The 16,278-nt window shown below is 31.3% G+C and carries 9 protein-coding genes; all 9 read left to right on the forward strand.

The window, feature by feature from the left end; genetic code table 11:
- The first annotated feature begins 3 nt into the window (after window positions 1–3).
- The 9 genes from ACYPV9_RS02100 to ACYPV9_RS02140 all read left to right on the forward strand — a co-directional run bounded on the left by ACYPV9_RS02100 (window position 4) and on the right by ACYPV9_RS02140 (window position 16,266).
- Window positions 4–1,194, forward strand: coding sequence for an alginate lyase family protein (locus tag ACYPV9_RS02100; protein ID WP_299062720.1), 1,191 nt, complete (start codon window positions 4–6; stop codon window positions 1,192–1,194).
- Complete coding sequence (locus ACYPV9_RS02105) at window positions 1,194–4,676, forward strand: glycosyl hydrolase (protein ID WP_459741438.1); 3,483 nt, start codon at window positions 1,194–1,196, stop codon at window positions 4,674–4,676. The genes ACYPV9_RS02100 and ACYPV9_RS02105 overlap by 1 nt, the downstream gene beginning before the upstream one ends.
- Window positions 4,676–6,115, forward strand: a complete 1,440-nt coding sequence (locus ACYPV9_RS02110) for a BNR-4 repeat-containing protein (protein ID WP_299062714.1) — start codon at window positions 4,676–4,678, stop codon at window positions 6,113–6,115. Before ACYPV9_RS02105 ends, ACYPV9_RS02110 begins: the two co-directional genes overlap by 1 nt.
- A gap of 15 nt (window positions 6,116–6,130) precedes the next feature.
- The gene (locus ACYPV9_RS02115) at window positions 6,131–7,468 is read left to right on the forward strand and encodes a sulfatase-like hydrolase/transferase (protein ID WP_459741439.1); all 1,338 of its coding nucleotides are present in this window, start codon (window positions 6,131–6,133) and stop codon (window positions 7,466–7,468) included.
- Window positions 7,469–7,481: 13 nt separating this feature from the next.
- Window positions 7,482–8,972: a sulfatase gene (locus tag ACYPV9_RS02120; protein ID WP_459741440.1), complete on the forward strand. Its 1,491-nt coding sequence runs from the start codon at window positions 7,482–7,484 to the stop codon at window positions 8,970–8,972.
- Between the two features lie 150 nt (window positions 8,973–9,122).
- Window positions 9,123–11,669, forward strand: a complete 2,547-nt coding sequence (locus tag ACYPV9_RS02125; protein ID WP_459741441.1) for a GH39 family glycosyl hydrolase — start codon at window positions 9,123–9,125, stop codon at window positions 11,667–11,669.
- 29 nt (window positions 11,670–11,698) lie between these two features.
- Entirely contained in the window at window positions 11,699–13,348 is a 1,650-nt protein-coding gene (locus tag ACYPV9_RS02130; RefSeq protein WP_459741442.1) for a sulfatase-like hydrolase/transferase, read from the forward strand.
- Window positions 13,349–13,361: 13 nt separating this feature from the next.
- The gene (locus ACYPV9_RS02135; protein ID WP_459741443.1) at window positions 13,362–14,840 is read left to right on the forward strand and encodes a sulfatase family protein; all 1,479 of its coding nucleotides are present in this window, start codon (window positions 13,362–13,364) and stop codon (window positions 14,838–14,840) included.
- A gap of 1 nt (window position 14,841) precedes the next feature.
- Window positions 14,842–16,266 carry a sulfatase gene (locus ACYPV9_RS02140; protein ID WP_459741444.1) on the forward strand — a complete coding sequence of 475 codons (1,425 nt, stop codon included), beginning with the start codon at window positions 14,842–14,844 and terminating at the stop codon, window positions 16,264–16,266.
- Window positions 16,267–16,278 lie beyond the last annotated feature (12 nt).

A 16,278-nucleotide genomic window follows, 5' to 3' on the forward strand; every position in this document is an offset into this window, starting at 1 on the left:
GTAATGAATAATCGATTAAAAATTTTAAAAAATGTCATTTTCCTATGCTTGATCTGTTTTTATGGCTTTATTGATGCTCAAGAAATCACAGAAAAAATCACGGTTATAGAATATCAGGAATTAGAGCATCAAAAGAATTTGATTAAAAAAGCCGATAAAAAAGTAGTTGATAATTTTAATAAGCTGATCAAAAAAGCTGATAAATTATTAGAAATTAAACCTTTTTCTGTGGTAAATAAAATAGGAGTTCCTCCTAGTAAAAATAAGCACGATTATATGAGTATTGGTCCTTATTGGTGGCCAAATCCAAATACATCAGATGGCTTACCTTATATTAGGAAAGATGGACAAATTAATCCTGAAACACGTAATGATTTTACAGATTTCGTTGAGAAAAAGAATTTTATTTCAGCTATAAAAACGTTAAAAGATGCATTCTTTCTTAGTGATAATAATAAATACGCTAAGAAAAATATTGCGTTCATAAATGCTTGGTTTTTAGATGAAAACACTAAAATGAATCCTAATGTGAATTATGGGCAATCTGTTCCTGGTAAATCAGAAGGTAGGTGTTTTGGTATTATTGAATTTGATGGTCTTATAGAGGTTCTAGGATTTCTTGAGTTAGCTAAATATAAAGGTGTACTTGATAAGAAAACAGAAGAAGGTATGGTCAACTGGTTTACAGATTATAGCAATTGGCTAAAAAACAGTAAATTAGGAATAGAGGAGTCTACAAGAAAAAATAATCATGGGACTTATTATGATGTACAATTGTTAAGCATTTTAATGTACTTAAATAAAACTGTAGAAGTAAAAGAATATTTATCAACAATAACAAAAGCAAGAATTTTTAGTCAAATAAAAACCGATGGAAGACAACCTTTAGAGTTGAAAAGAACAAAATCTTTTTCTTATTCTGTAATGAATTTACACGGATTTTTACAATTAGCACAAATAGGACAAAAAGTAGGTCTAGATCTTTGGAACTTATCTTCCGAAGATGGCAGAAGCATAAAAAAAGGTTATGAATTTATGTTACCTTTTTTAATAAACGAAAAAAAGTGGCCATACAAGCAAATTAAAGACAAAACATCTTCTGAAGAAAAATTAATAGCAGATTTAAAAAGGGCTCGTAAACTATTTAAGGAAGACGCTTTTGATGATATTCTAAAAAAATTGAATCAAAAATAATGAAGAATTTAGTTTACATCTTTTTTTTAGTTATAATATTTAGCTTTATTGATTGTGATAAAAAAAAGGAGGAGAAGATCTCTTTAGAAGAAGGATTTAAAAATCCACCAAAAGAAGCCAAAGCAAGAACTTGGTGGCATTGGATAAGTGGTAACGTCTCTAAATCTGGTATTACAAAAGATTTAGAAGCTATGAAAGCAGTTGGTATTCAAGAAGCACAATTATTTAATGTGCATTTAGGGTTTCCAAAAGGTCCAGTAAAATATTTAAGCGAAGAATGGCTCAGTTTATTTAAATTTTCGGCAGAAGAAGCCAAACGTTTGGGCTTAGAATTAGCGTTTCATAACAGTGCAGGTTGGTCCTCTAGTGGTGGGCCTTGGGTAACCGAGGAAAATGCAATGCAAACGCTTGTTTATAGTGAAGTTGAGGTGAACGGAAATCAAAATTACAAAGCGCAATTACCACAACCAAAAACAAAATTTACATATTATAAAGACATTGCAATATTAGCTTTTCCAAAACCTAAACAAGTTATAAAAATCGATGGTTTAGACTATAAAATTTTATCTGAACGTATTCGAAATCATTTGTTGCCAGACACGAAAAAAATTTCAAAAACGAGAATTATTCAAAAGAAAACTATTCTTAATTTAACAGATAAAGTTTCTATAGATGGGTTTTTAGAGTGGAATGTTCCTGAAGGAGAATGGATTGTTTTGAGATTAGGGCATACACCTATAGGTACAACCAATAGACCAGCATCACCAGAAGCGAAAGGCTTAGAGGTAGATAAAATGAGTAAAACAGCAGTTGATGCCTATTGGAAAAGTGGTGTACAACCCATAATAGATCAATTAGGAGATTTAGTAGGAACAACTGTAAATAATTGTTTAATTGATAGTTATGAGGTGGAAACTACAAATTGGACGGCAGGATTTGATAAGCAATTTGAGAATTTGAGGGGTTATGATTTAACTTCCTATTTACCCACTTTAGCCGGTTATTATGTAGAAAGTGGCGAAATTTCAGAACGTTTTTTGTGGGATTTTAGAAGAACTATTGGTGATTTAATTGCAGAAAATTATTATGCACATTTCGCAGAATTATGCCACAAAAACAACTTAAAATTCTCTGTAGAACCTTATTGGGGGCCATTTGATAATATGCAAGTGGGCGCTACAGGAGATATTGTTATGTGTGAGTTTTGGAGTGGTGGTTACCCATTTTTTGATTCGGCAAAATTTGTGTCTTCTATTGCGCATTTAAACGGAAGTGCTATTGTTGGTGCAGAAGCTTTTACTGGAATTGGTGGATGGGATAAACACCCTTCAGATATAAAATCAATTGGAGACAAAGCTTGGGCAGAAGGTATTACCCGATTCATTTTTCATACTTATGTGCATCAACCTTGGGATGTGGCTCCTGGTTTGGCACTAAGTTATCACGGTTTTGATTTTAATCGATTGAATACTTGGTGGAAACAAAGTAAGGCATATATGGATTATTTGTCACGTTCTCAGTATTTATTACAACAAGGCAAAAATGTAGCTGATGTTTTAGTTTTTACCGGAGAATCATCACCAAATACCGCTTTTCTAAAACCAGAAATTAAAAATATGGGTTTCGATTATGATTTGATTGGCGCCAATAAATTTAAAGACTTAACTGTTAAAAACGGAAAAATTTACTCTTCTGTTGGAAATGCGTACAAGATTTTGGTATTACCGGAATCTGATTTTACAAAACCTGAAACCTTAAAAAAAGTAAAAGAATTGGTTGAAGGTGGTGCAATTGTTATTGGAAAAAAACCATCGCAATCGCCTAGTTTGACTGATTATCCTAATAATGATGAAGTAGTTAAAACTTATGCTAATGAATTATGGGGAAAAAATTTGGTAAAAGACATTTCTATTAGCGCAGTTTTAAGAGAAAAAATTCCTGATTTTAAAATAGAAAGTACCGATCAGACAGATTTGAGTTTCATCCACAGAAAAACAGCAGATGCTGATATTTATTTTATCGCCAATGCCAGAAAAGAAGCAAGAGATATTGTAGTGAGTTTTAGAGTTTCTGGAAAACAACCAGAACTGTGGAACTCAGAAAAAGGTACGATAAAAGATTTGGTTGTTTTTAAAGAAAATGCTGATGGAACAACAACAATTCCTTTGCAATTAGGTGTTGAAGAATCTGTTTTTATAGTATTTAAGAAGCCTTCAGGTTCTAATCATATTGTTTCAGCTTCAGCAGAATTAGAGTCTTTAGAATCAGAACCACTTTCTAACTTAGAAATCGTAAAAGCAGAATACGGAACGTTTCTACAAGAAGGTTTAATTGATATTACGGTTAAGGTAAATAATGCTATAAAAGACAGTAAATTAGACTTTAAAATGTCGAGAGCATTTTGCGATTGTGATCCAGCAATGGGATACAAAAAAGAGTTAAGAATGGAATACCAAATAGGTAATACCAAACATCAAATTTATGCAGAAGAACGAGAACATATTAAGATTGATGCAGGTAATCAACCATTGAAGGTTTTAAAAGCGGTATTTGGAAAATTTAAAGCAGAAACCAAAGGCATTCCTGAAAATTATGAAACTTTTGAGGTTACAAATAAAATTAAGGAATTAGTTTCTAACAATACTTTCGATATTTTGATTTCTAATCAATTGATAAAAAATCAAATTCCAGAGGGAAATAAAATAGTATTAAAAATTACCTACAAAACAGATGGAAAAGAACGCACGATGTTTATTCCTAAAAGTCAAATTTTAAAACTATCAAAAGATACACCAAAGCCAAAATTTGATTATATCGATGGTGTCACTCATTGGGTAACTCCAAATAGAGGTAAAATTACCTACACAAATGTAGTTGGAGAAACGAAAACAATAGCAGTAAACTCAATTCTAGATCCTATTGATTTATCAAATTCTTGGCAAGTTGATTTCCCATTGAACTCAGGGAATAGTATAAATAAAACCTTACCTTATTTAAATTCATGGTCAAATCATAAAGATAAACGTATTCAACACTTTTCAGGAACAGCAACTTATTCTAAAGAATTTGAACTTCAAGAAGACTTATTAAAAGTGGATAAAAGTTTAGAATTAGATTTAGGAAGTGTGGCAGTTATTGTAGAAGTTATCATCAATCAAAAAAAAGTAGGTACTTTATGGAAACCGCCTTTTAGAACTAATATTGATAGCTTTGTAAAGAAAGGTACAAATTTTATAGAATTAAAAGTGACCAATTTATGGCCAAATAAATTAATTGGAGATGAAAGTTTGCCTTTAGACTATGAACGAAGAGGAAATAAACTAAAAAAAATACCAGATTGGTTATTAAATAATACAGAGCGTACATCAAAACGAAGTACGTTTTCATCTTGGAAACATTGGCGTAAAGATGATGAATTATTAACATCAGGTCTTTTAGGTCCTGTTAAACTTAGAGTTTTTAAAAAAACATCGATAAACTAATGATAAAAAAAGAATCAATTTTAAAAATCTGCTTTTGCTTTTTTTTAGTAGGATGTAATGTTAATAAAAAAGTAAGTTTAAAAGAAGAAAATAAAGAAGGAATGGTAGATTATTTTGCCAATAACGGTTTTGGTAATGCAGTGGCTATTGTACAGCATCCTTCAGGAGTTTATCATAAAGGAGTTACATATGTAGCGTATCAAGGAACATTTGAAGATCCTTATGTAGCATCATACAATCACAAAACCAAAGAATGGAAAGGCCCTTTTAAAGCAGGAGTTAGTGAAATGGGGAAAGACCCGAAGCGCAAAAAGAAAATAGACAATCATGGTAAACCAGCACTTGTTATTGATGACGCGGGTTATATTCATATTGCATTTGGTGGGCATGGAGGAAGGCCTTCAGATGGCAAAAACCCACTAGGAAACCATCATTATGGCAAAAACCTGCATGCTGTTTCTAAAAAACCTTTAGATATTTCTGCTTGGGAAACATTAAATAATGTTTCATTATTTGGTACTTACAGTCAGTTTGTGAAAATGGACAATGGAGAAATCTTTTTGTTTTATAGACATGGAGCACATAGAAGTGATTGGGTGTATCAAAAATCGACAGATAATGGTAAAACATTTGGTAAGCCAGTTTCGTTTTTAAAGCATAAGAGAAGAACTGATATCGAAGCTGAAGATTCTTGGTATCCTTGGGTAAGTAAAGGAAATGGAGATGATATTATTGTAGCATTTGATTATCATATTTGTAGAGATAGTAAAAACGCTCAAGATAAAAGAGGTCATATTCCAGAAAGACATAATCTGTATTATATGCTTTTTGACACAAATACAGGGGAATGGAAAAATGTTAAAAATGAACATTTAGAAATGCCTTTAACTAAAGAAATGGCAGATGAAAAAACTTTAGTAAAAAAAATTTCTACAGACTGGACTTTTCAAGGAATTGCAGATGTTGATCCTGATGGAAAACCACAAGTTTGTGTCTTGGTTGGTCCAGATATTGGGGCCAAAAGAAGTGGCCCCAAGCGTTTGCAACATTTTAGATGGGATGGACAAAAGTGGTTACAAAGCAAGAATACAAATCTTCCAAGAGGAAATGGAGATTTAGAAGTAACGTCTACAACAGAATTAAGTATTTATCTAGAGAGTGAAACCAATAATGATGTTGGAGAAATATCTAAATGGGATAGTTTTGATGGTGGTGATACTTTTAAAAAGAACAAGATTTTTTTACAAAGAAAGAATTCTGGTTTTGTGATTTCATCTCTTATAGAAAATGCACACCCCGATGCTAGAATTATAGTTGGAGAAAAAGAAAAAGGAACAGATTATAGAAAAATGTATTTGTTAGGAGACAATGGACCTATAAAACGAAATAAGAAAGAAACTATGCTTGAAAAACCACTAATAGAACAATCTAACAAATAATAAATCTAATCTAAAATGATAACGATTAAAAAAATAGCTATAGGTATATTTGCCGTAAGCATTTTAATTTCTTGCGGAAAAGGAACTAAAAAAGAAATAGAAAGTGTTTCTAATAAAGTTCAAAATCAACCAAATATTGTATTTATTCTTTCAGACGATCAATCTTGGACAGATTATAGTTTTATGGGCGATAAAAATATAGAAACCCCAAGAATAGATAAATTCGCTTCCGAAAGTCTAACCTTTACAAAAGGTTATGTACCTACACCTTTATGCTCTCCGTCATTGGCTTCAATAATTACAGGTCTGTATCCTAAAAAACATGGAATTTTAGGAAATGATAAAGTTTACGAACGTGTAAAAGGAGATCGTAAAACAAGTCAAAAAAATAGAGCAGAAGCTTACAAACCTATTATTTCAGCTTTTGAAAAGCAATCGACACTTCCAGATATGCTTAAAGAAAAAGGCTATTTATCATTTCAAACAGGAAAATGGTGGCACGGTGGTTATAAAATAGGTGGTTTTGATTACGGTATGACTCATGGAAACCCTAAAAGAGGAGGAAGACATGGAGATTATGGTCTTAAAATAGGAAGAGAAGGTTTAGACACCATCAACAATTATGTAGATTTAGCATTAAAAGAAAAGAAACCTTTCTTTTTATGGTATGCACCTTTTTTACCTCACAGACCTCATAACCCACCACAACATTTGTTCGAAAAATATAAAAAGAAAACAGACTCTGAGCATTTGGCAAAATATTGGGCAATGATAGAGTGGTTTGATGAAACTTGCGGGCAGTTATTCGATTTAATAGAAGATAAAGGGTTGACAGAAAACACGCTTTTTGTTTACGTGTGTGATAATGGCTGGAAACAAAATCCTGATAAAAGTGGGTATATGTCAGATTCTAAGCGAGCTCCTTATGATTTGGGAATACGTACACCAATTATGTATAAATGGGCAGGTAAAATAAAACCTAAAATGGATACAGAAACCATTGTTAGTAGTATAGATATGGTACCTACTGTTTTAGATATTTTAAATATAAAAAAACCTGATAATTTACCAGGAATAAGTGTTTTAGACACAAAAGCACTAAATAAGCGTAAAGGTATTTTTGGAGAAGTGTATGCACACGATTTTGATACCATTGAAAATAGTATGTTTTACAATATGGCAATTTTTCCACCTTACAAAATTATCGTTCCAGATCCAGTTAGAAAGAAAGGTGAAGTTGTTCAATTGTTTCATATTGATGAAGACCCTTATGAGAAAAAAAATATTGCAGCAAGAAATCCAGAAATTGTGAAAGATTTAAAAGAAAAAATAGCTGGATTTAGAGCTAATTAAAGAGCATCAAACTATGAAAAAAAGTATTTTATTATTGGTTTTATTGGTTAGCATATTTTCCTGTAAACAAGAAAAAACCAATCAAAAGAAAAATTTAATCTCAAAACCAAATGTACTTTTTATTGCTGTTGATGATTTAAACAATTGGATTAGTCCAATTCAAAATTTTTCAAATGTAAAAACGCCTAATTTTGACAGACTTGCAAAAATGGGCGTTACATTTACGAACGCTCATGTGCAAGCCCCATTATGTGGACCTTCAAGAGCTTCTTTAATGACGGGTTTAAGGCCATCAACCACTGGTATTTATGGAATGACACCAGACAATCAAATCCGAAGAAAAGATAACTCAGCAACTAAAGATATTACGTTTTTGCCAGAATATTTTGAGCAAAATGGATATCATACAATGGGAATTGGAAAGTTATTTCATATTCACGCTCCAGATAGTGTTTTTAATGAGTCTGGAGGTCGTATTAGAGGTTTTGGTCCTTATCCTAATAAGCGTTTTGTTTGGGATGGTTTTGGAACATCAAAATCTAAAAAAGAAAAATATGGAAGAACAAGTACAGATTGGGGTGCTTTTCCAGAAAATGATACCTTAATGCCAGATCATCAATCTGTAAATTGGGTTGCAGAACGTTTACAAAGAAATTATGACAAGCCCTTTTTTATGGGACTTGGTTTTTTACGTGTACACGTTCCTTTATATGTTCCTCAAAAATGGTTCGATTTGTATCCTTTAGATAAAATTGAAACACCACCTTATAAAGCAGATGATTTAAATGATATTCCACCTGTAGGAATGCAAATTAACGATTTACCAATGATGCCATCTACAGAATGGGCAAAAGAAAGTGGAGAATGGAAAAAAATAGTACAAGCTTATTTAGCGTGTATTAGTTATGTTGATTATGAATTGGGTAGAGTTTTAGAGGCTTTAGAAAGTACCAAATATGCAGACAATACCATTATTGTTTTGTGGTCGGATCACGGATACAGATTAGGAGAAAAAGGAACATTTGCAAAACACGCACTTTGGGAAACTGCAACAAAAGCGCCTTTGCTATTTGCTGCTCCAAATTTGCCAAAAGGAAAGAAAATTAATGCGCCAGTTGAAATGTTGTCTATTTATCCAACTTTGTTAGAATTGAGTGGCTTGCCAACTTACAATAGAAATGAAGGGAATAGTTTAGTGGCTATGATGCAAAATAATTCAGGAATTGACAACTCTTACGCTTTGACAACTTTTGGTATGAATAATCATGCTATAAAAAAAGATGGTTTTAGATACATTCAATACGAAGATGGAACTCAAGAATTTTACGATCATAACATAGACCCTAATGAATGGACTAATGAAGCTAAAAACCCGAAATACAAAACTCAAATTGAAAAAATGAAAAAGCTTCTGCCTAAAATAAATGTAAAATGGGATGCAAAATCCAACTATACATTTCAACCTTATTTTGTGGAGCAAAAAGCTAAAATTGGCAGTAATTAGATTTTAAATTCTTTTTAAACCTAATAAATTATAAATGTTTTTGTTAAAGAATGATTTATTCAGTACACAACAGGATAATAAATATTTCATCTTAAACTACTTTGCATATTATATAGGTTTAAATAGCAACCTTTAAAATTCAATTTTAATATGAAAAAAAATCTTGTTTTAGTACTGTTAACTTTTTTCTATTGCAGCATAAATGCTCAAGTTCAAGTGTCTACAGATTTTACAGATGAAATCAATAAAAAAGAGCCATTGCATAATATTTGGTCTATTGCCAACAGAATTAGCCCCAAAAATGGTTCTAATATCCGTCCAGGACTAAAAATGAATATTGTTAGAATGATTGGTGGAATCAAAAAAACTGTTAACGGAAAAAATGTAAAAGATTTAGATTTTGATACCTGTTTATATGATTCTATCAATAATGTGTATGTATATAAATTTGAACGATTAACGGATAGAATAGATAAAATTCTTAACTCTCAGACAGAAATTCATCAAATTGTATTAGATCAACCTTCTTGGGCTTTTCAACACGGTTACACATTTATCCCAACAGGAACTAGAGATAATATCAATTTTAGAGAAGATGAGCAAATTTCTATTTACGGAAACTCTTTACCACCAGCTGATAAACAAGCATACCACAATTATATAAAGGCGTTAATAACGCATTTAGTAGCTATTTATGGTGAAGAAAAAGTATTGTCTTGGCGCTTTAGAGTAGGCTCAGAAATTGAAACACCAGATCATTGGTTTGGTACTAAACAGGACTTTATCGAACATTATGAAAACACTGAAAAAGCAGTAAGAGCAGTTTTGCCAAATGCTGTTATTGGTTTGCACACTAGAGCTCCTGATTTCTTATACAAAAACGGATCTGTTTTAAATTACAAAGGAGAACCTTTTGCTTCTTTTGCTAAAGATTTAATAGAATATTGTGCAGATAATAATGTGAGATATGATTTTTGGGGAGTCTCTGACTACGTAGTTTTAGGCAGTGGAACATTGCGCAATATGAGCATTAAATATGACCATTTATTTGCTGATTTAATAAATCACCCAAAGTGGAATGCCAATGCTATTATTGATTTAATGGAGTATGCCACAGTTACAACGATGAATGGAGCAGATGATAAAGGTTTTATTAATGCTGCAACTTCACATGCAGAAATTGTAGAATTGTATTTTTCTGATATATTTTATAAAAATAAAGACAAAAATTTAGATTTTATATATAGATGGGGAAACAGAACAGGGTCAGAAGATCCAGTAGCAATAAAAACATTAAAAACAATGAACGGAAAAGTGCATTACAACACAAATATTTCTGGCTCACCTAATATTTCAAATAATGATATTCAAGCAATTTTTGCAAAAACCGATTCGGAAACAGAATATGATGTGTTGTTGTATAATTATAATAACAGTTCTTTAACATATAGAAATAATGAAGATGTAAATGTTACATTAATCTCAGAATTGCCAGAAGGTACAACATTGTATTATAGGAATTTAGCATATACTAAAGCTAATAACAAATTACAGAACTTCTTAATAAACAATTCAGGTTTTGTAAAAAGCGGATTTGACAGTAGAGGTGAACCAGAAAGAATTTTAACTGATGAAGGTCTTGCTGCTTATGAGGCTTATCAAAACCCTAATCCTCATCAATACTCTGAATGGAAAAGTATTGTAACTACAGCAAGAAATGACGGGAAATCAGGTTCTGTCATCAGTATAGATACAGAAATTCCTTCTTTTGCATTCGAAAAATTTGAATTTAGAACGGAAGATTATTTTCAATCAACTATTGCACCAGCAACTGTGGTTTGGACAACTACAGAAGATTTCTCACCTTGGACAGCAGTAAGTTCCGGAATGGTTGTTAATTCTGAAGATGACAAATTAGCCTTAAATTATTCAAGCGGATTTGCATTTCCTATGGCTGCAATTAAAGGTTTAAACATTAATTCTGATTTGTATGGTACTTTAAAGCTAGTTGTTAAAAACACTACAGAAGGTTCTAGTTTGCAAATGGCTGCTAATGTTCCAGGTACACAATTTGCTTCAGGTAGAAAGAAAATTACAATACCCAATGATAATCAATGGCATACCATTAATGTTGATTTAACAAACTGGTCTCATTGGACAGGGATTATTAATGAGTTTAAAGTTTATGAAAAAGTAAATACAGGTAGTATTGTTTTTGATAGGATAGAATTTATACCTAAAAATGATGTAGAAGTTTTTGATGTAATCATTAGTAAAGAAGGAAAAGGTTTATTAAACTATAAAAGCGGAACCTCTTTTAGAGGGCAAGAATTTAATTTGAATGCAATTCCAGATCAAGGTTGGAAATTTCAAGGTTGGACAGGAGACATTCAAAGTACAGAAAACCCATTAACAATTACAATATCATCAGATTTAAATATAAAAGCTACTTTTATTCAAGAAAGTCTTTCTATTGATGATAATACGTTAAAAAACAACTTAGTTGTTTATCCAAACCCAAGTTCAAATGGACTATTTACAATTAAAAATCAGATTCTAGAAAATTGGGAAATTTATAATTTAAATGGTGTTAAAATTCTTTCAGGAAAAGGAGAAATAATTGATGTTTCAAATTTTTCAAAAGGATTATATATGGTTAAACTAAATAATACCTTTAAAAAATTAATATATAATTAAAAATATTAAAAAAATAAAGTAACATTTAAATGAAAAGAATACCTCAAATCTTAATTGCCTGTTTTTTAACAGTGATATTTTTTAATTGTAGCTCATCAAAACAACAGAAAAAGGAGAATAATCTTAAAAAACCAAACATTGTATTCATTTTTGCAGATGATTTAGGTTGGGTTGATATAAGTACAGGAAATACAAATAAGAATAATGGTTCTAAAATTTATGAAACGCCCGTAATCGATAGATTGGCAACACAAGGAATGTCTTTTACAAATGCATATGCCAATCAAAATTGTGCGCCATCAAGAGCGGCTTTAATTAGCGGACAATATGCAACAGGTGTAGATAATCAGGTGTATAATGTAGGTTCTTTAAAAAGACAAGACAAAAGAACTAAAGGATTTCCAAATGTACTTATTGAGCCTCACAAGCAAAAAAAAGTAATCGCAGAAGAGGGTATCAATATGTTTGATGTCCTAAAAACAAAAGGTTATCAAACTGCTTTAGTGGGTAAAAGTCACGGAACTCCACATCCTTTAAAGGGTGATTATGGTATTGATTTACCAGCAGATATTCATCATATTATAGCAGCTCCTATTAACGGAAAAAGAACTAAAAAGTTTTATTTAGCCTTAAATTCCGATAAAAAAGGATGGACGTTTAATTCTGAATTTGTAGATAAATATGCAAATCCTTATGATGAAACATATATTAATACAATTCTAAAACCATATCAATCTCAAGGAAACTTAGAGCTTTTAAAAGGAACACCAAAACATCTTACAGATGCTATTGGCGATTTTTCTGTAGATTATATCAAAGAAAAAGCAAATGATGAAAATCCATTCTTTTTGTATGTGCCTTTTCACGCAGTTCATTCTGATGTAACAGGAAGAAAAGATTTAACAGAAAAATATGTAAAAAGAGGATTAAATCCTAGAATTGCCGAATATGCATCTATGATTGAGTTGTTAGATCAAAATGTTGGGAAAATAAATAATGCCTTAAAAGATCCAAATGGAGATGGCGATTTTTCTGATGATATTACCAACAATACAATTTTCATTTTTTATTCTGATAATGGAGGATTAAGAGAAAACAATCCACTGAAAGGGAAAAAAGGAAATTTAACAGAAGGTGGGCTTAGAGTTCCATTAATTTTTAGATATCCAAATGTGATTAAAGAAAATTCGATAACAAATCAAGCAGTGCATTGTATCGATTTTTTACCAACTTTAGCAGATTTGAGTGGAGTAGATGTTACTACATTAAAAAAGAAAGATGGAAGCAAACCTAAATATGATGGAGCTTCTTTTGCAAAAGTTTTAAGAGGGGAGGCAAAAAGAATTTCAAGAGAAAATTTATTTTGGCATCTTCCAGGATATATGGATGAGCGCTTTTCGCCTTCAACTTTAATTCAAACAAGAGTAGGAGAAGAATATTTTAAGTTGTTTTATTTTTATGAAACTGAAGAATTTGAAATGTACAACATCACCAAAGACATTTCAGAAAAAAGAAATATTTTAAACAATCCTACATCCAAAGAAATGGAAATTGCATTGCAAATGAATGCAGATATGTTAGCTTGGTTAAAAGCCAATAATGCACCAACAGGAACTTGGGTAAAAAACAAAGAAAAAGTGCCTTATCCTAAAGTAGAAGGTGTAAAAAAGTATCAATAATAGAATTTAAGAAATGAGTAAAAAGTCCTTTATTTTAACTTTTTCGATGTTGATAAGTTTAGCATTTATAGGATGTATTAGTAATAATAAATCTAAGAATGTTGCTAAGGTTGATGCAAATCAGAATCAAAAACCAAACATCATATTTTATTTAGCAGACGATCAAGATGTGTACGATTATAGTTGTTATGGTAATGAAAAGGTTAATACGGCAGCAGTAGATAGGTTGGCAAAAGAAGGAATGTTATTTACCAATGCATTTACAGCACAAGCGATTTGTGCACCAAGTAGATCTCAAATTTTTACAGGAAATTATCCAGTTAAAAATGGTTGTTTTGCCAATCATACAGCAACCAGACCCAATATTGAAAGTGTTACTTCCAGAATGAAAAAATTGGGTTATGAAGTTGTTTTAGCAGGAAAAAGTCACGTAAAACCAGCCAGTGTTTATCAATGGGATAAAGAATGGGAACCTGTTCCTAAAAAAGATGTGCCAAGAGATTACATTCCTTTAGACAGTATTGAAAATTATATGAAAACTGCAAAAAAGCCTTTTTGTATGTTCATCACGTCAAAATATCCACACGGAAAATATTTTGAGGTTAAAAATCCAGATGCTAACAACCTTAAATTTTATCCTTTTAATGAACATAAAAAAAATGATAAATCGTATATTAAAAGTAGGGCAGGTTACTACAGAAGTATAGCAGAAGACAATACACAGATTGAAAAAGTTTTAGATTTCGTTGATGCTCATTTAGATGAAAACACTTTGTTTATTTATAGTGCAGATCACGGAGTTTCTGGAAAGTTTACAGTAAAAGACATTGGTTTAAAAGTACCTTTTGTAGTGCGATGGCCTAAAGTGATTAAAGCTGGATCAACATCAAATCAATTAATACATTATACAGATGTGTTACCAACTTTTATGGAAGTTGCAGGAGGTAAGCCAACAGAAGATATTGATGGTAAGAGTTTCTTGCCAATCTTAAAAGGAAAAGATGAGGCAATTAACAAATATGTGTATGGAGTTAGAACCAATCAGAATATTCTAAATTCAGAGATTTTTCCGTCAAGAATGATTCGTGATAAACGTTATAAATACATCAGAAATTTTAATTCTTTAGAAGTTGTTGAACAAAATTTAACAGGAAAACCAAATGTAGATTACTTTATAAAAAGAGGAGCAAACAAATTTAAAAATGAACCTTTTGAAGAATTATACGATTTAGAAAAAGATCCTTTTGAAAAAAATAATTTGGCACAAAACCCTGAATTTAAATTGATGAAAGAAAAGTTGGCAAAAGATATGTTTTCTTGGATGAAATCTCAAGGGGATATTTTAGATGAAAGGATTGGTAATATGCCAATTATTACTCCAAAAGGTAAAAAAGGATTCAAGTTAGACCAAGATACACCAAGAAGAAAAATTCCTTATGCTATAAAAAACTCACTTACAAAAGAAGATTGTATCGTTATAAAACACTGGTAATATGATTATTAAAAAACTTTTTACTTATGTATCTGCTCTATTTTTTCTATTAGTTTCCTGTAAATCCTCAAAGGAGAGAACAGAAGCTACTATAAATCAATATAAAAATCAAAAACCAATGAACGTGCTGTTTATTGCTATTGATGATTTACGTCCAGAGTTAAATATTTATGGAGCAAAACATGTGAAATCTCCAAATATAGACAGACTAGCTAATGAAAGTTTGGTTTTTAATAAAGCCTATTGTAATGTGCCTGTTTGCGGAGCATCTAGAGCCAGTTTACTAACAAGTATTTTACCAACAAAAACACGTTTTATAGATTATAGAGCAAAAGCACAAGAAGATGTTCCAAATGCAAAAACGTTACCAGCAATTTTTAAAGAAGCTGGTTATACAAGCATCTCTAACGGAAAAATTTTTCATTATAATAAAGATGTTCAAGAAGCAAGTTGGAGCGAAAACCCTTGGATGCCAGAAGGAGGTCATAGAGTAAGTTATGATCCTACAACTAACGATCTGATTATGAAATCTGGAAATGGTCGTGTATATGAAGCTCCAGAAGTTGAGGATAGTGCTTATCCAGATTACAAAATCGCACAAAAAACAATTAAAGATTTGCGTCGTTTTAAAGAATCAGGAGAGTCATTTTTTATGGCTTGCGGATTTTTTAGACCTCATATGCCTTTTTATGCGCCAAAAAAATATTGGGATTTATATGATAGAGATTCCATAGAAATTGCAGACAATCGTCATTTACCAGAAAATGCTCCTAAATATTTGAGAGGAAGTGGAGAGTTTAAAAGCTATAGCTTTGGAGATTATAAACCCAATACAGAAGCATTTCATAAAATGATGCGTCATGGATATTATGCTTGTGTTAGTTATGTAGATCAGTTAGTTGGAGAAGTATTAAATGAGCTAGAAACGCTTGGTTTGGCAGAAAATACCATTGTTGTGGTTTGGGGTGATCATGGATGGCATTTAGGAGAACACGAGTTTTGGGGTAAACACAATACGTTACACAACGCTTTACAGGTACCTTTAGTAGTTAAAGTTCCTGGAAAATCAATAGGAAAAAAAACTGACGCTTTGGTAGAAAGTGTAGATATTTATCCTACTCTTTGTGATTTAGCAAACATACCTGTACCAGATTATATTATGGGAAAAAGTTTTAAAGCTACTTTAGACAATCCTAAAAAATCTTTTAGAGATTATGCATATGCTCGTTTTAAAAAGGCGGATGCTATTGTAACAGATAATTTTACCTATTCATTATTTGAAAATGGAGAAGAGATGTTATACAACCGTAAAATAGACCCATCAGAAAACAAGAATATCGTTGCAGATATTAACTATAAAGAGGTTCTTAAAGAAATGCGAAATGCTTTAAAAAGAAAACAAGAAAAAGCTGCGAGTTATCAATAATACAGCGTAAAA

It is taken from the genome of Polaribacter sp. OB-PA-B3, from assembly GCF_054589375.1.

Excerpts from the sequence above, each read along its gene's own strand:
- ACYPV9_RS02105 (WP_459741438.1), top strand. The coding sequence starts at position 1,194 with ATGAAGAATTTAGTTTACATCTTTTTTTTAGTTATAATATTTAGCTTT.
- ACYPV9_RS02100 (WP_299062720.1), top strand. The coding sequence starts at position 4 with ATGAATAATCGATTAAAAATTTTAAAAAATGTCATTTTCCTATGCTTG.
- ACYPV9_RS02130 (WP_459741442.1), top strand. The coding sequence starts at position 11,699 with ATGAAAAGAATACCTCAAATCTTAATTGCCTGTTTTTTAACAGTGATA.
- ACYPV9_RS02115 (WP_459741439.1), top strand. The coding sequence starts at position 6,131 with ATGATAACGATTAAAAAAATAGCTATAGGTATATTTGCCGTAAGCATT.
- ACYPV9_RS02110 (WP_299062714.1), top strand. The coding sequence starts at position 4,676 with ATGATAAAAAAAGAATCAATTTTAAAAATCTGCTTTTGCTTTTTTTTA.
- ACYPV9_RS02120 (WP_459741440.1), top strand. The coding sequence starts at position 7,482 with ATGAAAAAAAGTATTTTATTATTGGTTTTATTGGTTAGCATATTTTCC.
- ACYPV9_RS02125 (WP_459741441.1), top strand. The coding sequence starts at position 9,123 with ATGAAAAAAAATCTTGTTTTAGTACTGTTAACTTTTTTCTATTGCAGC.
- ACYPV9_RS02135 (WP_459741443.1), top strand. The coding sequence starts at position 13,362 with ATGAGTAAAAAGTCCTTTATTTTAACTTTTTCGATGTTGATAAGTTTA.
- ACYPV9_RS02140 (WP_459741444.1), top strand. The coding sequence starts at position 14,842 with ATGATTATTAAAAAACTTTTTACTTATGTATCTGCTCTATTTTTTCTA.